Origin of the sequence: Sphingomonas sp. CFBP 8765, from assembly GCF_014841445.1 — a bacterium.
Lineage (GTDB): Bacteria > Pseudomonadota > Alphaproteobacteria > Sphingomonadales > Sphingomonadaceae > Sphingomonas > Sphingomonas aerolata.
On sequence record NZ_JACYTY010000002.1, the window covers coordinates 564,725 to 582,356 of the forward strand.

The following is a 17,632-nucleotide window of genomic DNA, read 5'->3' on the forward strand; positions in this document are numbered from 1 at the left end:
CCCGTCATCCTGACGAACGTCAGGACCCAGGGCCCAGCGGCGGTGCGTTTTGGTACTCTGGATCCTGACTTTCGTCAGGATGACGGGAGTGGGTGGGCGTGCGCGTGCCTCACGTCTGCTCGTCATCCTGACGAAAGTCAGGATCCAGAGCCAAGCAGCGTTGCGTCCTGTTACTCTGGGTCCCGACTTTCGTCGGGATGACGGAAGGGGGGATGACGGAAGGGGGGATGACGGGTGGGGGCTGGGGCGCGCTGCCCCTCATCCGGCGGTTTGCGGCGCCTTCACCGCGGGGAGGAGACGGGGTAGGGGCGCGGGATGATCAGCAGGCGGGGGATTTTGGCGGGGGGCGGCGTGGGGATCGGGCTGGTCGTCGCCTGGGGGCTGTGGCCGCGTGACTATGCACCGACGCTGGTCGCGGATCCGGGGGAGAGTGCGTTCGGGGCGTGGCTGAAGATCGGCAGCGACGGGCATGTGACCGTCGCGGTGCCGCAGGCCGAACAGGGGCAGGGCGTCTATACCGCGCTGGCGCAGATCGTCGCGGACGAGCTGGGCGCGGACTGGCGGACGGTGGGCGTCGAGCCCGCGCCGCTCAACCCGCTTTATGCCAATCCGGTCGGGCTGAACGCGCTGTTCGAGGGAATGCCGGGCGTGGTTCCCGCAGCGGTGGCGGGCCCCGCGCCGATGCTGACCGCGGGATCGAGTTCGGTGCGGATGTTCGAGGCGGCGTGCCGGAGCGCGGGTGCGGCGGCGCGGGAATTGCTGTGCAAGGCGGCGGCGCGGCGCTGGGATGCGGACTGGGCGGATTGCCGGACCGAGGCGGGGTTCGTCGTTCAGGGCACGCGGCGGATCCGCTTCGCCGCGCTGGCCGAGGACGCCGCGCGCGAGACCTTGCCCGACGAGCCGGGCATCGGCGGGCCGGGCGCGGGCGCGCTCGCGGGGCGGTCGGTGCCGCGGATCGACACGCCCGCCAAGGTCGACGGATCCGCCAATTTCACCGGCGACGTGCGCCTGCCCGACATGGTCCATGCGGCGATCCGGCAGGGACCGGTCGGCGACAGCCGGCTGATCGGGGTCGACCGCGCCGCCGCGGACCGGGTGCGCGGCGTGCTGCAGATCGTCGAGACGCCGGCCTGGGTCGCGGCGGTGGCGACGACCGGCTGGGCGGCGCAGCAGGCGTTGTCCGCGATGGCACCGCGCTTTGCCACGCGATCGTCGCTGGTCGACAGCGAGACGATCGCCGCCGCGCTCGACGCCGCGTTCGAGACGCCGGGCGCGACGATGGCGGAGAGCGGGGAGATCGGCACGTTGCTCGACGGGGCGGGGGTGGTGACCGCCGCCTACCGCGTCGCGCCCGCGGTGCATGCGGCGATCGAGACGCGCAGCGCGACCGCGGCATACCGCGACGGAATCCTCGAGCTGTGGCTGCAGACTCAGGCGCCGGGGCCCGCGCGCGCGGCGGCGGCAAGCGCGGCGGGGATCGACGAGGCGCAGGTGGTGATCCATCCGATGCCGGTCGGCGGGTCGTTCGGCGCGGCGCTGGAGCATGACGCGGCGGCGCAGGCGGCGGTGCTGGCGGTGCGGCTGAAGCGCCCGGTCAGCCTGGTCTGGTCGCGGGGTGAGGACCTGATGCATGACCGCTATCGGCCCGCGGCGGCCGCGCGGCTGGCGGCGCGACTCGATGCGCGCGGGCGGATTCTGGCGTGGCGTACGGCGATCGCGGCGCCCGCGACCGGCGCGGAGATCGCGGCGCGGGTGCTGCCGGGGATTGCGAGCCGGGCGGCGACCGCGCTGACCCGCGGCGATCCGCACGCGGTCGGCGGTGCGCTGCCCGCCTATGCGATCCCGGCGGTGGCGGTCGTGCATCATGCCGCCGAGATCGGCGTGCCGACGGGCGCGCTGCGCGGCGGCGCGCATGGCTATACCGCGTTCTTCACCGAGACGTTCGTCGACGAGCTCGCGCGGATCGCCGCGACCGAGCCGATGTCCTACCGGATCGGCATGCTGGGCGGCGGCGCAAGACTCGCGCGGTGCCTGTCGACCGCGGCGTCGCTGGGCGGGTGGAATGGCGGCGTGCCCGGCAGCGGGCAGGGGATCGCGGCCCACGCCTTTCGCGGCAGTTTCATCGCCGTGCTGGCGGAGGCGCATCTGGGCGCGGACCGGCGGCCGGTGGTCGAGCGGCTGGTCGCGGCGGTCGATTGCGGGGTGCAGATCAACCCCGATCTGGTCCGCCAGCAGATCGAGGGCGGGCTGATCTTCGGGCTGGCGACCGCACTGGGCGCGGCGACCGGCTTCACACGCAACCTGGCCGATGCACGCGGGTTCGGCGACCTGCACCTGCCGCGGCTGGCGGACACGCCCGACATCACCGTCGAGCTGATCCGCAGCGACGAGGCGCCGGGCGGGGTCGGCGAGCTGGGCGTGCCCGCGGTCGCGCCGGCGATCGCCAACGCAATCTTCTCCGCAACGGGCTTTCGTCTGCGCGATTTGCCTTTAAGACCCTCGACATGACCCTGCCCCCCGACCATCCCGCGATTCCGAAGCCCCGGATCGGCGTCCTGCTGATGAACCTGGGGACGCCCGACGGCCCCGACGTGCGATCGGTCAAACGCTATCTCGGCGAATTCCTGTCGGATCGCCGTGTCGTCGAGATTCCGGCGATCGCGTGGCAGCCGATCCTGCGCGGTATCATCCTGAACACGCGGCCGAAGAAATCGGCGCATGCGTACAGCCAGGTGTGGCGCGAGGACGGTTCGCCGCTCGCCGCGATCACGCGGTTGCAGGCGGCGGCGGTGAGGGATTCGTTCGGTCCCGAGGTGATGGTCGACTGGGCGATGCGCTATGGCCGGCCGGCGATCGCCGAGCGGCTGAGCGCGATGCAGGCGGCGGGGTGCGAGCGGATCCTGCTCGCGCCGCTCTATCCGCAATATTGCGCGGCGACGACCGCGACCGCCAACGACAAGGCGTTTGCGCATCTGGCGGGGCTGCGCTGGCAGCCCGCGCTGCGCACGCTGCCGCCTTATTATGACGACCCCTTGTATATCGACGCGCTGAAGACCGATCTCGAGACGTCGCTCGCCGCGCTCGACTTCGTTCCCGATGCGATCGTCGCAAGCTTCCACGGCATGCCCAAGCGCACGCTGGAGATGGGCGATCCCTATCATTGCCACTGCCAGAAGACCGCGCGGCTGCTGAGCGCGGCGATGGGGCGCGAGCTGACGGTCGCGTTCCAGTCGCGGTTCGGGCCGCAGAAATGGCTCGGGCCCGCGACCGACGAGACGCTGGTCGAACTGGCCAAGGCGGGGAAGACCAAGGTCGCGATCTTTGCCCCCGGCTTTTCGGCGGACTGTCTGGAAACGCTCGAGGAATTGTCGATTCGTGGGCGCGAGAGCTTCGAGGAGGCGGGCGGCAAGGACTTTGCCTATCTGCCGTGCCTGAACGATGGCCCCGCGGGGATCGTGATGCTCGAGCGGCTGCTCGCACGCGAGCTTGAAGGTTGGACGCGCCGCGGTTAGCCTCCGGTAAAACACGTATGGCGGGAGAGAAGGCATGGCACGCGTCGCGATCGTAACCGGGGGAACGCGTGGCATCGGCGAGGCGATCAGCCTTGCGCTGCAGAAGACCGGGCTGACCGTGGCGGCGACCTATGCGGGCAATGCCGAACGCGCCGAGGCGTTTTCCGCGCGGACGGGAATCGCGGTCTATCAATGGGATGTCGCGGATTATGACGCGTGTCAGGCGGGCTGTGCGAAGGTCGCGGCCGATCTGGGCGATGTCGACATCGTCGTGAACAATGCGGGCATCACGCGCGACGGCACGATCCTGAAGCTGAGCTATGACGACTGGAAGGCGGTGATCGACACCAATCTGGGCGGCTGCTTCAACATGGCCAAGGCGGTGTTCCCGGGCATGCGGACGCGCAAATGGGGGCGGATCGTCAATATCGGCTCGATCAACGGGCAGGCCGGGCAATATGGCCAGGTCAATTACGCTGCGGCGAAATCGGGCATCCACGGCTTTACCAAGGCGCTGGCGCAGGAGGGCGCGCGGGCCGGCGTGACGGTCAATGCGATCGCGCCGGGCTATATCGATACGGACATGGTGGCGGCGGTGCCGGCCGACGTGCTCGAAAAGATCGTCGCGAAGATCCCGGTCGGGCGGCTGGGCCAGGCGAGCGAGATTGCGCGCGGGGTGGTGTTCCTGTGCTCGGAAGAGGGCGGGTTCGTGACCGGCTCGACGCTCAGCATCAACGGCGGGCAGCATATGTATTGACGGTTTTGGCCCGGGTGCGCGGCAGCCGGGCCAAAACCGGCACGGCCGGCGGACGGGTGCAACCCGGTCCGGCCGACGGCTTTGCCGGCGGCGTGGGTTTGGCGGCGGACGGTGGCCTGGGCTCTGGGTCCTGACTTTCGTCAGGGTGACGGGAGTGCTCCGGTCTCGGGGGCGAAACCGAAATAATCGTGGCGGTACGCGTCGAGCGCGGTGCCGATGCAGCGGACCGTCGGGGAGGACTGCGCGTCGCCCTGATCGTCGGCGTGCAGGGTGAAATCTGCGCTGGGGAGCTCGGTCCGGCTGGGACGGAATTTGCCGCGGACCGCGCCGCAGCGGGTGGCGATCTGCGCGACCGCGTGTGCGGTGAGGACGGGCTTTTCGGCGTGCGGCCCGGCCGCACAGCCGGCGAGCAGCGGAAGAGTCGTCAGCATGGCGAGCGCAAGGGGGCGGATCACGGGGCTCTCCGGGGTCTGGATGTCGCAGCGTAGGGCGGTCGGCGTTGCGGCGGAAGCGGGGATGCGCGGCTGGGGACGGTGGGTGGTATCCTGGATCCTGACTTTCGTCAGGATGACGGGAGTGGGGTGTCGACCGGCCCGACCAAAAACTCCGTCATCCTGACGAAAGTCAGGGTCCAGGGTAACGAGGGGTGTCGCTGCTGGGCTCTGGGTCCCGACTTTCGTCGGGATGACGGGGAGAGGATGACGGAGGGGTAAGGGCTCAGGCCGGGCCTGCCGTCGGCAAAGCCGTCGGCCGGGTTGGCGCTGGCGCCACCCGCCGGCCGGTCCGGTTCCGCGCGGTGCGCGGCTCCGGACGAAAACGAGGCCGGCCCCCTGTGGGGGACCGGCCTCTGCCCTCGATACGCTACGCGAGGGAACTGGGTGGCGCGGGTGCTCGGCTTGGCGAGCACCCGCGCTGTCGCGCTTACCTCCGGCAATAGCGCGGGTTGTCCGACTTATCGATCGCGTTGCCGGCGAGGCCGCCACCGGCGGCGCCGAGCAGAGCGCCGATCGTGCCGTTGCCGCGACCGGCAACCGTGTGGCCGAGCAGGCCGCCGGCGAGCGCGCCGACGATCGTGCCGCCGGTGTTGTCGCAGCCGCGACGGTTGTTGCGGTCGTTGCGGTAGTTGTAGCGGCGGTCGTTGCCGCGATATTCACGGTCATAGCCCCGGCCACGATCATAGCCGCGCCCGTCGTAACCGCGGTCATAGCCGCGCTCGTAACCGTAACGCTGCGCCTCGGCGGCGACGGGGACCAGGGTCGCGGTGCCCATTGCGAGCGCGCTGACGGCGAGGGTGAAGGTCTTGAACATCAAACGTCTCCCATTTGGGACCTGGGGGAGTGCGCCGGTGGCGGGCCCTTCGATCCTGATGACAGCCTTATGGTCGAGTCGGATTGAGCCGAGCCTGAATGCGTTCGTTATCAACGGTTCAGGCGAGACTCCGGTCCCGCGCCCTATCACGCACGCCTGACTGGAAGCGGGTGCCCCCGGGCGCGGCAGCGGCTATGGGGCGGGCGTGCGGCGTTTCCCGACCCTGTTGTTCGTGCTGGCGAGCGTGCACCTGCTGGTGCCCGGATGGAGCGGCACGTCGCGGCTGCCGCTGCTGGGCGCGGCGGCGGACATGACCGCGACGCGGGTGCGGATCGATCCGGCGGATCCGTCGCGGCGGCGGCTCGGCGGGCTGACCTATCTGGGCGGGGTGGTGCTGCGCAGTCGCGATTCGGCGTTCGGCGGGTATTCCTCGATCGCGGTCCGTCGCAGGGCTTCGCGAACCCAGGTGACGCTGCTCAGCGATGGCGGGAATATCGTCCGCTTTCATATCGGTGACGACTGGCGGCCCGCGGGGATCGGCTTTGCCGCGCTGCCGGGTGGTCCCGGGCAGGGCTGGTCGAAGCGCGACCGGGACAGCGAATCGCTGACGATCGATGCCGCGACGGGGACCGCGTGGGTCGGGTTCGAATATTGGAACGCGGTCGGGCGCTATGCCGCAGGGGCCGACGGTACGCTGCTGGCGCGATTCGACGGGATGGTCCGGCCGCGGGCGATGCGCGAATGGCCCGACAATGGCGGGCCCGAGAGCATGGTGCGGTTGCGCGATGGGCGATTCGTCGTGCTGTCGGAGACCGCGCGGCCGCGGGTGCGGACGAGCGCGGGCGGGGTCGGGCGCGGGACCGGGCGGCGGGGGCTGCTGTTTGCGGGTGATCCGCTTAACGCGCGCGGGGTGGGCTTTACCTATGTGCCGCCGGTCGGGTTCAGTCCGGTCGATGTCGCCGAGTTGCCTGATGGGCGGCTGATCGTGCTCAACCGCGCCTTTGCCGCGCCGTTCGCGTTTTCCAACGCCGTGACGGTGATCGAATCGGGGGCGATCCGGGCGGGGGCGGTGGTGCGCGGACGCGAGATCGCGCGGCTGGCGGCGCCGCTGGTGCATGACAATTTCGAGGGGATCGCGGTGGTGCGCGAGGGGGACGACACGGTGGTGTGGATCGTGTCGGACGACAACGAGACCGTGCTGGAGCGGACCCTGTTGCTGAAGTTTCGGCTGGAGGGGTAGCGGGGGGCGAGCGGGGCTGGCAGTGGTGTCTCGACTTCGCTCGACACGAACGGGAGGGGACGGTGCACCGGGCGGGCGGTGTTTCGACTGCGCTCGACACAAACGGAGAGGGGGGTGGAACGGGTTCGGCGGCGCGTTTCGGTTCGACGGGCGCACGAACGCCGACGGCCCGCGCTCCGGTGGGAGCGCGGGCCGAGGCCGTGTCGCAGTCGCGCGGGTTAGGCGGCGGCGGCGATCTTCTTGACGACGTCGCGCTTCAGGCGGCGGGCCTTGAGCGAGAGCTTGTCGTCCGAAGTCTTGACGAGCCAGTTGTCGAGGCCGCCATTATGCTCGACCGAACGCAGGCCGTGCGTCGAGACGCGGAGACGAACGCTCTGCTCGAGCGAGTCGGAGATCAGCGTGACGTTCTGCAGGTTGGGCAGGAACGTACGCTTGGTCTTGTTGTTGGCGTGGGACACGTTGTTCCCGACCATCCGGCCTTTGCCGGTCAGTTCGCAAATTCGCGACATCTGTCTACCTATCAAGTGTCGGGAGGAACCCCGGAAAGGCGCGCGGATACCCGGCAAGCGCGGCCGCGTCAACCGATTCACCCGTTTTTGCCGATCGGTGCCCACGCGGATGCGGCGAACGGGGCGGCACAGCGGGGCGTGCAACCGCGCGGGGTTGATCGACGTTGTTACGCCATCGAACCGGTCGACGCCCGCATTGGGTCGTGGCCTTATATAAGGGGAATCCCATGCGTACGCTCTTGTCTCTGGTCGCGATCGCGCTGCTCGCCGTCGTCGCTCTGATGTATTTCGGGATCATCAACATCGACCAGACGCGCGCCGGCGCGATCCAGACGCCGAAATTCGAGGCGGACGTCGCCAAGGTGCGGCTGGGGACCGAGACCAAGACGGTCGCGGTGCCGACGATCTCGGTCGACAAGCCGGGGACCGCGGCAGACAATGGCCAGGTGCCCGCCAACTGATCCGCGCCCGCCTTGTCCTGCAGCTTTACCTGATGGGGAAGGCAGGGCAGGGCGGGGCATGTTTCCGATCCCCGACCCGATGCGGCGCGCGCTCGACGCCGCGCGCGATGCCGCGGCGGCGGGCGAGGTGCCGGTCGGCGCCGTCGTGGTGCGTGCCGGGCAGGTGATCGCGACCGCGGCCAATGCGCCGCGCGCGTTGTGCGACCCGACCGCGCATGCCGAGATGCTCGCGATTCGCGCGGCGGCCAAGGCGCTGGGGCGGGATCGGCTGGAGGACTGCGATCTGTGGGTGACGCTCGAGCCGTGCGCGATGTGCGCGGGGGCGATCGCGCATGCCCGGATCGCGCGGCTCTATTACGGGGCGGCGGATGCGAAGGGCGGCGCGGTCGAGCATGGGGCGCGGTTCTTTGGGCAACCGACATGCCATCATCGGCCTGAGGTCTATGCGGGGATCGGCGAGCGGGAGGCTGGCGCGTTGCTGACGGGGTTTTTCCGGGGGCGGCGTCTGTAGAAGAAGATTGGGTTCGCGCGGAGGCGCGGAGGCGCGGAGGCGCGGAGGGGGTGCATCCGGCGCTTCGGTCGGGAGACCCTGACCTTTTGCGCTGCCGGACGTGATCGGGCGGTCGCTTCGCGGCGTCCACACTTTCTCCGCGCCTCCGCGCCTCCGCGTGAACCAAACTTCTTCTGTCTTGTGGCGCGTGCTCGTCTTTCCGGCTGACGCCGGAGTGCAGGGCCATGCGGGTTTGCGCTTGTGACCCTGGGTCCCGGCCTTCGCCGGGATGACGGGGTGATTGAGAAGAGTGGGTTCACGCGGAGGCGCGGAGGCGCGGAGGGGGTGCATCCGGCCCTTCGGTCGGGAGACCCTGACCTTTTGCGCTGCCGGATATGATCGGGCGGTCGCTTCGCGGCGTCCACACCGTCTCCGCGCCTCCGCGTCTGCGCGTGAACGAAACTTCTTCTGTCTTGTGGCGCGTGCTCATCGTTCCGGCTGACGCCGGGGCGCAGGGCCATGCGGGTTTGCGCTTGTGGCCCTGGGTCCCGGCCTTCGCCGGGATGACGGGGGGATTAAGGAGAAGGGGTTCACGCGGAGGCGCGGAGGCGCGGAGGGGGTGCGTCCGGCCTTTCGGTCGGGAGACCCTGACCTTTAGCTCTGCCGGAGGTGATCGGGTGGTTGCTTCGCGACGTCCACACCCTCCGCGCCTCCGCGCCTCTGCGCGAACCCCCTTCTTCTGCTGCCGGTCCGCCCGCACCCTGGGTCCCGGCTTTCGCCGGGATGACGGAGGGGCGGGCGGACGGTGGAGTTAGCGGAGGTCGTTCTGGGTGATGGGGACGATCTTGACCTCGACGCGGCGGTTGGCGGCGCGGCCGGCGTCGGTGTCGTTCGAGGCGATCGGCTGGCTTTCGCCGTAGCCGCGGGTGCCGATGCGGGCGGACTGGACGCCGTGGCTCGACAGGTAATCCGCGACCGAGGTCGCCCGGCGCTGCGACAGGGTCTGGTTGTAGGAGTCGCTGCCGGTCGAATCGGTGTGGCCGTACACGTCGATATAGGTCTGGTTATACTGGCGCAGCGTGTCCGCGACCTGATCGAGCGTGCGCTGGAACTGCGGCTGCACGGTCGCGCTGTCATAGGCGAAGGTGATGCCCGACGGGATGTTGAGGACGAGGTCATCGCCCTGGCGGATCACCTGGACGTCGGTCCCTGCGGTGCGCGCACGCAGATCGCGCTCCTGCTTGTCCATGTACGCGCCGACGCCCGCACCCGCGAGGCCGCCGATGCCGGCGCCGAGCAGCTTCTCGGTGCGGTCGTTACGCCCGCCGACGATGTCGCCGAGCAGATAGCCGCCGAGCGCGCCGCCGATGCCGCCGAGCGCGGTCTTCGAGATCGTGCGCTGGCCCGTCTCCGGATCGGTCGTGCAGGCCGACGTCGTGACGAGTGCGGCGAGCGCTGCGCCGATGAATATACCCTTGGCCTTCATGTCTCTGTCCCTTTTGGTCATGCCGCAGATAACCCGGCATATTCGGCGATTGTTCCACCTGCGCACTGAACGCCCAATGACGATAAGTGTCGAGACCGGTTGTGAAGCGCGCGAATGTGCGCCAAGAGACGATCGAGCCAATGGCACCGCTTCCCCCCTTCCCCTGGATCGACGTCGCGATCATCCTCGCGCTCGTCGCGTTGAACGGCGTGTTCGCGATGAGCGAGCTTGCGATCGTGTCGTCCAGGCGTGCGCGGCTCGACGCGCTGGCGCGGACCGGGCGCAAGGGCGCGAGCGCCGCGCTGCTGCTCGCCGCCGACCCCGGCAAGTTCCTGTCGACCGTGCAGATCGGCATCACGCTGATCGGGATCCTCGCGGGCGCCTATTCGGGTGCGAGTCTGGGCACGCCGACCGCGGCGCGGCTGCAGGCGCTGGGGCTGAGCGCGAGCACGGCGGAGACCGCGGGCTTCGCGATCGTCATCGGCCTGACCACCTATGCCTCGCTGATCATCGGCGAGCTGGTGCCCAAGCAATTCGCGCTGCGATCGCCCGAGACGATCGCCGCGTTCATGGCGCGGCCGATGCGCTGGCTGGCGATCATCACCGCGCCGATCGTGTGGGTGCTCGATTCGACGAGCGCGCTGATCTTCAAGGCGCTGCGCCTCAACCGCGAATCGGAGGAGCATGTCACCGCCGAGGAGCTCCACCTGATCGTCGCCGAGGCGTCCAAGTCGGGCGTGATCGAGGAGCATGAGCGCTCGATCATCTCGGGCGTGGTGCGGCTCGCCGACCGCCCGGTGCGCGAGGTGATGACGCCGCGGACCGATATCGACTGGCTCGACTGCAACTGGGATGCCGACGAGATCCGCGACACGCTGCTCGCGTCGCAGCACACGCGGCTGCCGGTCGGCGACGGGTCGATCGACCGGGTGCGCGGCGTGGTGCAGGCGCGCGACATCGCCGCCGCGCTGTTCCGCGGGGAACCGCTCGACCTCAACGTGCTGATGCGCAAGGCGCCGGTGGTGATCGACCAGATCGACGCGATGGACGCGCTGATCGCGCTGCGTCAGGCCGAGGTGCCGATGGCGCTGATCCATGACGAATACGGGCATTTCGAGGGGATCGTGACCCCCGCCGACCTGCTCGCGGCGATCGCGGGCGAGTTCAAGTCGGATGCCGACCCGGACGATTCGCCGTCGGTGGTGGTGCGCGACGACGGTTCGCTGCTGGTCGCCGGCACGATGGCGGCGGATGCGCTGGCCGACCGGCTGGGCATCGACCTGCCCGAGGACCGCGACTACGCGACCGTCGCGGGGCTGGCGCTCGCGGTGTTCCGCCATCTGCCCGGCGAGGGCGAGAGCTTCGTCGAACAGGGGTGGAAGTTCGAGATCGTCGATCTGGACGGGCGACGGATCGACAAGCTGCTCGTCAGCGAGGTTTGAGGCTGGCGGGGGCGGGGCTTGAACGCGCCGGATCACCGACCCGGTTGATTTACCCGGGCGCTCATTGTTTCGACGCTTAGCGGTTGCCCGAGATTTTAAGCCGTCGCGACACGTACCGCACGCAGGCAAAAACCGCGATTCCGACTACAAGAGACGGCGCATAGATCATTCCGACCCCGTAGATCGGGACGTCGCGAAGTGATTGGTAGTCATACCACGAGCTATAGATGACGTAGACGCACAGGGCGACGAACAGGATTGCGCACACGAGCATGGCGATCCTTGCTTCGGCGTCGACCTTTTCGTGTGCGACGGTTTCCGCATGCTCGCTGTTTGCCAGACGGTGCAGGACGGGACCAAGGAACACGCCAACGGCCGAACCGACCGCCAGGATAATGACAGGCTTGTCGAAGGCGACAGTAGCGCAGACGATTGGACCCAGACATAGATACGCAAGGATCAGCAGCCCCTTTGCCATCCCGTATCGTGGTTGCTGCATAGCCTGTCCGCCGCCTTATTGGTTTTCCTTGTCGTGGATGAAATTCGTTAACGGTGCGTGAGGCAGCGTCCGCGTCAACGCGGGCGGTGGCGGATGTTCGTGCTAGTGTCGGCCATGACCATCATAGCCTTTGTCATATTGCTGCAAGCTGCCTCGGGGCAGATGGCGCCACCGGTGATCGTGCGGCCGGCGGATGACCGGACGGTGTTCGCCCCGCTTCGTGGGCTGGGCGACACGATGGAAATCGCGGGTCGCTGTTCGCGCTTTATCGCCGCCGCCGACATGGACACGTTCCTTGCCGTGGCCAAGGCCAACCCCGCCGACGAGCCGTATCTCATCAGCCGGATCGGCAAGGGCAGCCAGCATCCGAAGGATCCCGCATGGTGCAATGCGGCGATCGAGACGCTCGGTCGGAAATAGCCTGTCGGGATGAAGCAGGCCGCTGATGCGCGGCCTGCGTGTCAGAGTTTGCCGAAGACCGCTTCGAAGCCGGGCTTGTCGCCGGCGGCGAGGAGGCGGGATTGTTCGATCCAGCGGTCGCGGCCCATGCGGCCGGTGAAGGCGCCGAGCTGCGCGTCGATGTTCTGCGCTTCGGTTTCGGAGAGTGCGGCCATGTCGCCGACGGTGGTGACGCCCAGTTCCGCGAGGCGGGTGGCGACCTTGGGACCGAGGCCCTTGAGCTGGGTGACGGGGGCGGCTGCGTGGTCGACCGCTGGGGCTGGAGCCGGGGCCGGGGCGGGTGCCGGGGTGGGTGTCGGAGTGGGGGCTGGCGCCTCGGTCGGAGTGGCGGCTTCGGCGGCGGGGTTGGCGTCGAAGCTGGCGGCGGCGATCGGTTCGTCGGACAGCGGCGCGGGGGTTGGCGCGGGAGCGGGCGCGGGCGCGGGGGCGACTGGCTGCGGTGCAGGCGCGACCGGAATCGGGGTCGGGGCGGTCTGGACCTGCGACTGGCTGGGTGCGGGGGTCGGTTTCGGGGCCGGGCGCGTTTCGGGAGCTGGGGCGGCGGCGGGGGTCGGCGCGGCGGGCAGCTCGGGGGTCGGCTCGGGTGCTGGTTCGACGCCGGCTTCGCGCGCGTTGGCGATGACGTCGCGCGACGCCTTTTTGCGGCTGCGCTTGGCCTTGATGCCCCAGAGCAGCCCGGCGATCACGAAGAGCGCGAGCACCGCGATGATCGCGAAATGGATCGTCGTCAGCGTGGTGATGCCGTCGGGGAGCAGGCTGTCGCCCGAGGCGGACGTCGCGGAAGTTTCGTTCATTTGCCTATAGTAGCGGGGTGGGTCGGGGGGGGCGAGACTTAATGCGCGTTGGCGGTGGTATCAGTGGCGTTGCGTTTGGGGATGCGCCCCACCCCAACCCCTCCCCTGAAGGGGAGGGGCTTTTTGCTTCGGGTCAGCGGGTGAGTTCGCGCCAGCCTATGTCGCGGCGGTAGAAGCCTTCTTCGAAATCGATCGCCTCGACCGCGCGGTAGGCGTTGGCCTGGGCGGAGGCGAGGTCGTCGCCGGTGGCGGTGACCGCTAGGACGCGGCCGCCCGCGGCGACGAGGCCGCCATCCTCGAGCCGGGTGCCGGCGTGGAAGACGGTGCCGCCCGCCGCGCGTGCCGAATCGAGGCCGATGATCGCGCCGCCTGCCTTTGGCGTGCCGGGATAACCCTCGGCCGCCATCACCACGGTCAGCGCGGTGGCGGCGCTGAAGCGGGCGGGGGGCAGGTCGGCGAGGCGGCCCTCTGCCACCGCGAGCATCGTCGCGATCAGGTCGCCCTCGAACCGCATCATCAGCACCTGCGTCTCGGGATCGCCGAAGCGCGCGTTATATTCGATCAGCTTGGGGCCCTGCGCGGTGAGCATGAGGCCGGCATAGAGGACGCCGCTGAACGGGATCCCGTCCGCCGCCATCGCGGCGACGGTGGGGGCGACGATCTCGTCGAGCGCACGCTGTTCGAGCGCGGCGGTGAGGACGGGGGCGGGGCTGTAGGCGCCCATGCCGCCGGTATTGGGGCCGGTATCGCCCTCGCCGACGCGCTTGTGATCCTGCGCCGAGCCGAACGGCATCAGCGTAGTGCCGTCGGTGAGGACGAAGAGGCTCGCCTCCTCGCCTTCGAGGAATTCCTCGATCACCGCCTCCGCCTCGCCGTCCGCGAACAGCGCGTCGAGCGCGGCGTCGGCCTCGGCGCGGGTGAAGGCGATGACGACGCCCTTGCCCGCGGCGAGCCCGTCGGCCTTGATGACCACGGGCAGCGAGAAGGTGCGGGTGAGCGCGACGTCGGCATCTGCACGGCTCGCGACGCGGACATAGCCCGCGGTCGGGATGCCGGCGCGCGTGCACAGATCCTTGGTGAAGCCCTTCGACCCTTCGAGCTGGGCGGCGGCCCTGGACGGACCGAAGACGGGGATGGCGGCGGCGCGCAGGCTATCAGCGAGGCCGTCGACGAGCGGCGCCTCGGGGCCGATCACGACGAGGCCGATGGCTTTCTCGCGGACGAAGGCGACGACGGACGCGTGATCCGTCGCATCGAGACGCACGAGCGTCGCAAGGCTGGCAATGCCGGGGTTGCCCGGCGCGGCATAGAGCGTATCGAGGCCTGGAGAAAAGCTGGCCGATTGCACCAGCTTCCACGCGAGCGCATGTTCGCGGCCCCCCGAGCCTAACAGCAGGACGTTCATGCCCGATCCCTTTTCCGATGACGTCGTGTCCAGCGACATGCTGGCGAGCGATATGGGGCGGCTGGTAGCCGAGCCGGTCGCCGGCGACAACGCACTCGCCATGTCGGTCGGCGAACTCGCGTTCAAGCTGAAGCGGATGGTCGAGGGCGAATTCGGCCATGTCCGCCTGCGCGGCGAGATTTCGGGATGGAAGCGCGTGGCGTCGGGGCATTGCTACATGGCGCTGAAGGACGATCAGGCGGTGATCGACGGCGTGATCTGGAAGGGGAGCGCGGCGCGGCTCGCCTTCGTGCCGCAGGACGGCGTCGAGGTGATCGCGACGGGCAAGCTGACGACCTATCCGGGGCGGTCGAAATACCAGATCGTGATCGACCGGATGGAGCTGGCGGGCGCGGGCGCGCTGATGGCGCTGCTCGAGAAGCTGAAGGCGAAGCTCGGCGGCGAGGGGCTGTTCGACGCGGCGGCCAAGAAGCCGCTGCCGTTCATGCCGCAGGTGATCGGCGTGGTCACGTCGGGGACGGGCGCGGTGATCCGCGACATTCTCCACAGGCTCGAGGATCGCTGTCCGACGCACGTCATCGTCTGGCCGGTCAAGGTGCAGGGCGAGGGATCGGCGGCCGAGATCGCCGCGGCGGTGCGCGGGTTCGATGCGATCGCGCCCGGCGGACCGGTGCCGCGCCCCGATCTGGTGATCGTCGCGCGCGGTGGCGGGTCGGTCGAGGATCTCTGGTCGTTCAACGAGGAGGTCGTCGTGCGCGCGGTCGCCGCCTGCTCGATCCCGATCATCTCCGCGGTGGGCCATGAGACCGACACGACCTTGTGCGACTATGCCGCCGACCTGCGCGCGCCGACGCCGACCGCGGCGGCCGAGATCGCGGTGCCGGTGCTCGCCGACCTGAGGCTGACGATCGACAGCCACCGCAACCGGACCGAGCGGTGTGCGCGACGCTATGTCGAGCGCGGGCGCGAGCGGCTCGACGCGCTGGCGCGGCATCTGCCCAAGCGCGACCAGCTGCTCGGGCCGCAGCGGCAGCGTGCGGACGATGCCGGGCAGCGGCTCGATCGCGGGCTCGAGCGGCGGCTGACGCTGGCGCGCGGGAGCCTCGACCGGTCGGGCGCGGCGCTGCGGCCGGCGACGCTCGAGCGCAAGCTGGAGGGCGCGCGGGCGCGGCTCGATGCGACGTGGCGGCTGGTCCAGTCGCTCAACCCCGATGCGATCCTCGACCGTGGCTATGCGCGGGTGACGTCTCGGGCTCCGGGGGGCACGACGCTGGCGTCGGCGGCGGCGGCGCGTGCAGCGGGGGCGCTGACGCTGCATTTCCGTGACGGGATGGTCGATGCGACCGTCGATGGGGGTGACAGCGAGGTCGCCGCCAGGCCGAAGCCGGCGAGCCGGCCGACGCCGTCTGCCGCCCCGTCCGCTGCCGCCGGTGCCGCGCCGCGCCAGCCGACCCTGTTCTGATCCTTCCCCCTGTGACGACGAGAGAAATCCGATGCTGATGTCCAATTCCGACCGCGCCGCCAAGCTGCACTACATGGCGAACGGGTTTCGCGTGCTGAGCCCGGGGGATCATGTCGTGTGCGCGGTCACCGGCCACCGCATCCTGCTCGAGGATCTGCGCTACTGGAGCGTCGAGCGGCAGGAGGCCTATGCGACCGCGGCGGGCGCCGCCGAGGCGATGAAGCCGCGGTGATCCGCACGCTGCTGCTGCCGTTGGTGCTGCCAGTGGCGCTGCTCGCGTCGGGCGGCGTCGCGCAGACCGTGCCGGCGCCTGTCGCGGCCGTTCCCGCGGCGACGGGGTTCGTCTGGACCGGGACGCTGAGCCAGGGCGGGCTGATCCTGGGCACTGCGCCTGCGGGGACGCGCGCGCTGACGCTCGACGGGCGGGCGGTGACGGTCGCGCCCGATCGCCGCTTCGTCGCGGGGTTCGACCGTGATGCGGGCACGCAGGCGATGCTCGTCGCGACGCTGGCGGACGGGCGCGTCGTGCAGCAGCCGCTGATGATAGCGGCGCGCGGCTGGGACATTTCGCGGCTGTCGAGCCTGCCCAAATATCCGGTCCCCGCGCCCGAATTCGCGCGGATCCGGCCCGGTGAGCTGGCCCAGATCGTCGCGGCGCGGCGGATCGCGGCGCTGTCGGACGGCTGGCGGCAGGCGTTCGTCTGGCCGGTGACGGGGCGGATCTCGACGTTGTTCGGGTCGCAGCGCGTCTATGCCAATGGCGAGGCGGGATCCTATCATTCGGGGATCGACATCGCGCGGCCGACGGGGACGACCGTGGTCGCGCCCGCGGACGGCGTGGTGATCCTGGCCGCGGACCACCCCTTCACGCTGGAGGGCAATCTGCTGATGATCGACCACGGCATGGGGCTGAACAGCGCGTTCCTGCATCTGTCGCGGATCGACGTGAAGCCGGGCGATCGGGTGACGCGGGGCCAGCCGGTCGGCGCGGTGGGCAATAGCGGCCGCGCGACGGGTCCGCATCTCCACTGGAGCCTGCGCTGGGGGGACGCGAAGCTCGATCCGTTGCTGGTGGCGGGGGTGATGAAGTAAGAGCGCGCGACGTCTAGTTGAGGCGGCGGACCTTGACCGCGGGCTGACCGCCGACGCTCATCCGGAAACTGCCGAGTGCGGCGCGCTTGATGACGACCGCATCCTTCGCGCGCGGGCGCCGGGCGATCACATTGTCGTCGGTCTGGATCCAGCGCGCGCCGTCGGCGAGCTGGAAGCGCCAATGGCCGGAGTCGTCGACCGACGCACCCGCGAGAACCGCCTCGATCTGCGGCAGGTCCTCGGCCTTGCCGAGCAGGCCCGTCTCGGGGAGCGCGATGCCGAACACCGCGCGTCGCGTCTCGCGCACCTGCTGCTGATCGATGATGACGATCGTCCGGTTCGCTTCGGCCTGTTCGAGCGCGGCGACCGAGCGGTCGAAACAGGCGAGCCGCGCGGCGGTGTCCGGCAGCGTGCGGCACTGGGTGAGCGCGACCAGCACCGGCGCGCGTCCGCCGCGCGGCGACCCCGCGGTCGCAGCGGACGGCAGGCCCGCGATCAGCAGGGCGGTGGTCAGCAGGCCGGCGATCAGCAGGCCGGGGGCCGCGCGTCGTGTCGATATGTGCATGTCCGTGTCATCCTCGTATCGGCTTCGGCAATCCGGGGCCGATCCGGGGCGGGGGCGCGCAGGGCCCGCCATCCCCGGAATATCCCCTTTGATTCCTTCGGAAAACCCGCCGCAGGGCGCAGGATTCGCGATGTTGCCTTTTTGTAACAAT

General features: G+C 69.8%; 19 protein-coding genes. 11 read left to right on the plus strand and 8 right to left on the minus strand.

Features of this window, described 5'->3' with window-relative positions:
• Positions 1-315: 315 nt before the first annotated feature.
• The 3 genes from IFT87_RS07230 to phbB are packed head-to-tail and all read left to right on the plus strand — an operon-like array spanning position 316 to position 4,269.
• A complete protein-coding gene (locus IFT87_RS07230) occupies positions 316-2,508 on the plus strand; it encodes a xanthine dehydrogenase family protein molybdopterin-binding subunit (RefSeq protein WP_192007963.1) in 2,193 nt (730 codons plus the stop codon).
• Positions 2,505-3,512, plus strand: coding sequence for a ferrochelatase (gene hemH / locus IFT87_RS07235; RefSeq protein ID WP_037530548.1), 1,008 nt, complete (start codon positions 2,505-2,507; stop codon positions 3,510-3,512). The genes IFT87_RS07230 and hemH overlap by 4 nt, the downstream gene beginning before the upstream one ends.
• A gap of 34 nt (positions 3,513-3,546) precedes the next feature.
• Positions 3,547-4,269: an acetoacetyl-CoA reductase gene (gene phbB, locus IFT87_RS07240; protein WP_037530550.1), complete on the plus strand. Its 723-nt coding sequence runs from the start codon at positions 3,547-3,549 to the stop codon at positions 4,267-4,269.
• 140 nt (positions 4,270-4,409) lie between these two features.
• On the opposite strand, the gene IFT87_RS07245 is transcribed toward phbB, so the two are convergent.
• Both IFT87_RS07245 and IFT87_RS07250 read right to left on the minus strand, forming a co-directional pair.
• Entirely contained in the window at positions 4,410-4,724 is a 315-nt protein-coding gene (locus IFT87_RS07245; protein WP_192007964.1) for a hypothetical protein, read from the minus strand.
• 466 nt (positions 4,725-5,190) lie between these two features.
• Positions 5,191-5,577: a glycine zipper 2TM domain-containing protein gene (locus IFT87_RS07250; RefSeq protein ID WP_056406961.1), complete on the minus strand. Its 387-nt coding sequence runs from the start codon at positions 5,575-5,577 to the stop codon at positions 5,191-5,193.
• Positions 5,578-5,782: 205 nt separating this feature from the next.
• Here IFT87_RS07250 and IFT87_RS07255 point away from each other — a divergent pair, with 205 nt between their 5' ends.
• Complete coding sequence (locus tag IFT87_RS07255; RefSeq protein ID WP_342211138.1) at positions 5,783-6,817, plus strand: esterase-like activity of phytase family protein; 1,035 nt, start codon at positions 5,783-5,785, stop codon at positions 6,815-6,817.
• Positions 6,818-7,035: 218 nt separating this feature from the next.
• On the opposite strand, the gene rpmB is transcribed toward IFT87_RS07255, so the two are convergent.
• A complete protein-coding gene (rpmB, locus tag IFT87_RS07260) occupies positions 7,036-7,326 on the minus strand; it encodes a 50S ribosomal protein L28 (RefSeq protein WP_031395040.1) in 291 nt (96 codons plus the stop codon).
• Between the two features lie 227 nt (positions 7,327-7,553).
• Between rpmB and IFT87_RS07265 the strand changes: the two genes are divergently transcribed.
• Both IFT87_RS07265 and IFT87_RS07270 read left to right on the plus strand, forming a co-directional pair.
• Positions 7,554-7,787: a hypothetical protein gene (locus tag IFT87_RS07265; RefSeq protein WP_031395039.1), complete on the plus strand. Its 234-nt coding sequence runs from the start codon at positions 7,554-7,556 to the stop codon at positions 7,785-7,787.
• Between the two features lie 79 nt (positions 7,788-7,866).
• Complete coding sequence (locus IFT87_RS07270; protein ID WP_192008190.1) at positions 7,867-8,298, plus strand: nucleoside deaminase; 432 nt, start codon at positions 7,867-7,869, stop codon at positions 8,296-8,298.
• A 790-nt stretch (positions 8,299-9,088) separates the two neighbouring features.
• Here IFT87_RS07270 and IFT87_RS07275 read toward each other — a convergent pair.
• A complete protein-coding gene (locus tag IFT87_RS07275) occupies positions 9,089-9,763 on the minus strand; it encodes an OmpA family protein (protein WP_031394229.1) in 675 nt (224 codons plus the stop codon).
• Positions 9,764-9,903: 140 nt separating this feature from the next.
• On the opposite strand from IFT87_RS07275, the gene IFT87_RS07280 reads away from it, so the two are divergent.
• A complete protein-coding gene (locus IFT87_RS07280) occupies positions 9,904-11,205 on the plus strand; it encodes a hemolysin family protein (RefSeq protein WP_056406965.1) in 1,302 nt (433 codons plus the stop codon).
• 76 nt (positions 11,206-11,281) lie between these two features.
• Here IFT87_RS07280 and IFT87_RS07285 read toward each other — a convergent pair whose 3' ends face one another.
• A complete protein-coding gene (locus tag IFT87_RS07285; RefSeq protein WP_031440573.1) occupies positions 11,282-11,683 on the minus strand; it encodes a hypothetical protein in 402 nt (133 codons plus the stop codon).
• Between the two features lie 135 nt (positions 11,684-11,818).
• Here IFT87_RS07285 and IFT87_RS07290 point away from each other — a divergent pair, with 135 nt between their 5' ends.
• The gene (locus tag IFT87_RS07290; protein ID WP_192007965.1) at positions 11,819-12,124 is read left to right on the plus strand and encodes a hypothetical protein; all 306 of its coding nucleotides are present in this window, start codon (positions 11,819-11,821) and stop codon (positions 12,122-12,124) included.
• 41 nt (positions 12,125-12,165) lie between these two features.
• On the opposite strand, the gene IFT87_RS07295 is transcribed toward IFT87_RS07290, so the two are convergent.
• Positions 12,166-12,957 carry a hypothetical protein gene (locus IFT87_RS07295; protein WP_107045481.1) on the minus strand — a complete coding sequence of 264 codons (792 nt, stop codon included), beginning with the start codon at positions 12,955-12,957 and terminating at the stop codon, positions 12,166-12,168.
• A 133-nt stretch (positions 12,958-13,090) separates the two neighbouring features.
• On the minus strand, positions 13,091-14,362 hold the full coding sequence (purD, locus tag IFT87_RS07300) for a phosphoribosylamine--glycine ligase (RefSeq protein WP_192007967.1): 1,272 nt from the start codon (positions 14,360-14,362) through the stop codon (positions 13,091-13,093).
• On the opposite strand from purD, the gene xseA reads away from it, so the two are divergent.
• The 3 genes from xseA to IFT87_RS07315 are packed head-to-tail and all read left to right on the plus strand — an operon-like array spanning position 14,361 to position 16,916.
• Positions 14,361-15,824, plus strand: a complete 1,464-nt coding sequence (gene xseA / locus IFT87_RS07305) for an exodeoxyribonuclease VII large subunit (protein ID WP_426290279.1) — start codon at positions 14,361-14,363, stop codon at positions 15,822-15,824. The two genes, purD and xseA, sit on opposite strands and share 2 nt — an antisense overlap.
• 31 nt (positions 15,825-15,855) lie before the next feature.
• Positions 15,856-16,056, plus strand: coding sequence for a DUF2093 domain-containing protein (locus IFT87_RS07310; protein WP_031441717.1), 201 nt, complete (start codon positions 15,856-15,858; stop codon positions 16,054-16,056).
• Positions 16,053-16,916: a M23 family metallopeptidase gene (locus tag IFT87_RS07315; RefSeq protein WP_426290278.1), complete on the plus strand. Its 864-nt coding sequence runs from the start codon at positions 16,053-16,055 to the stop codon at positions 16,914-16,916. Before IFT87_RS07310 ends, IFT87_RS07315 begins: the two co-directional genes overlap by 4 nt.
• Positions 16,917-16,929: 13 nt before the next feature.
• On the opposite strand, the gene IFT87_RS07320 is transcribed toward IFT87_RS07315, so the two are convergent.
• Positions 16,930-17,481 carry a hypothetical protein gene (locus IFT87_RS07320; protein WP_249403235.1) on the minus strand — a complete coding sequence of 184 codons (552 nt, stop codon included), beginning with the start codon at positions 17,479-17,481 and terminating at the stop codon, positions 16,930-16,932.
• Positions 17,482-17,632 lie beyond the last annotated feature (151 nt).

What these genes read in the sequence shown, in the direction of transcription:
- IFT87_RS07230 (WP_192007963.1), top strand. Translation starts at nt 316, where the DNA reads ATGATCAGCAGGCGGGGGATTTTGGCGGGGGGCGGCGTGGGGATCGGG.
- hemH (WP_037530548.1), top strand. Translation starts at nt 2,505, where the DNA reads ATGACCCTGCCCCCCGACCATCCCGCGATTCCGAAGCCCCGGATCGGC.
- phbB (WP_037530550.1), top strand. Translation starts at nt 3,547, where the DNA reads ATGGCACGCGTCGCGATCGTAACCGGGGGAACGCGTGGCATCGGCGAG.
- IFT87_RS07250 (WP_056406961.1), bottom strand. Translation starts at nt 5,577, where the DNA reads ATGTTCAAGACCTTCACCCTCGCCGTCAGCGCGCTCGCAATGGGCACC.
- rpmB (WP_031395040.1), bottom strand. Translation starts at nt 7,326, where the DNA reads ATGTCGCGAATTTGCGAACTGACCGGCAAAGGCCGGATGGTCGGGAAC.
- IFT87_RS07265 (WP_031395039.1), top strand. Translation starts at nt 7,554, where the DNA reads ATGCGTACGCTCTTGTCTCTGGTCGCGATCGCGCTGCTCGCCGTCGTC.
- IFT87_RS07270 (WP_192008190.1), top strand. Translation starts at nt 7,867, where the DNA reads ATGCGGCGCGCGCTCGACGCCGCGCGCGATGCCGCGGCGGCGGGCGAG.
- IFT87_RS07275 (WP_031394229.1), bottom strand. Translation starts at nt 9,763, where the DNA reads ATGAAGGCCAAGGGTATATTCATCGGCGCAGCGCTCGCCGCACTCGTC.
- IFT87_RS07280 (WP_056406965.1), top strand. Translation starts at nt 9,904, where the DNA reads ATGGCACCGCTTCCCCCCTTCCCCTGGATCGACGTCGCGATCATCCTC.
- IFT87_RS07285 (WP_031440573.1), bottom strand. Translation starts at nt 11,683, where the DNA reads ATGGCAAAGGGGCTGCTGATCCTTGCGTATCTATGTCTGGGTCCAATC.
- IFT87_RS07290 (WP_192007965.1), top strand. Translation starts at nt 11,819, where the DNA reads ATGACCATCATAGCCTTTGTCATATTGCTGCAAGCTGCCTCGGGGCAG.
- IFT87_RS07295 (WP_107045481.1), bottom strand. Translation starts at nt 12,957, where the DNA reads ATGAACGAAACTTCCGCGACGTCCGCCTCGGGCGACAGCCTGCTCCCC.
- xseA (WP_426290279.1), top strand. Translation starts at nt 14,361, where the DNA reads ATGCCCGATCCCTTTTCCGATGACGTCGTGTCCAGCGACATGCTGGCG.
- purD (WP_192007967.1), bottom strand. Translation starts at nt 14,362, where the DNA reads ATGAACGTCCTGCTGTTAGGCTCGGGGGGCCGCGAACATGCGCTCGCG.
- IFT87_RS07310 (WP_031441717.1), top strand. Translation starts at nt 15,856, where the DNA reads ATGCTGATGTCCAATTCCGACCGCGCCGCCAAGCTGCACTACATGGCG.
- IFT87_RS07320 (WP_249403235.1), bottom strand. Translation starts at nt 17,481, where the DNA reads ATGCACATATCGACACGACGCGCGGCCCCCGGCCTGCTGATCGCCGGC.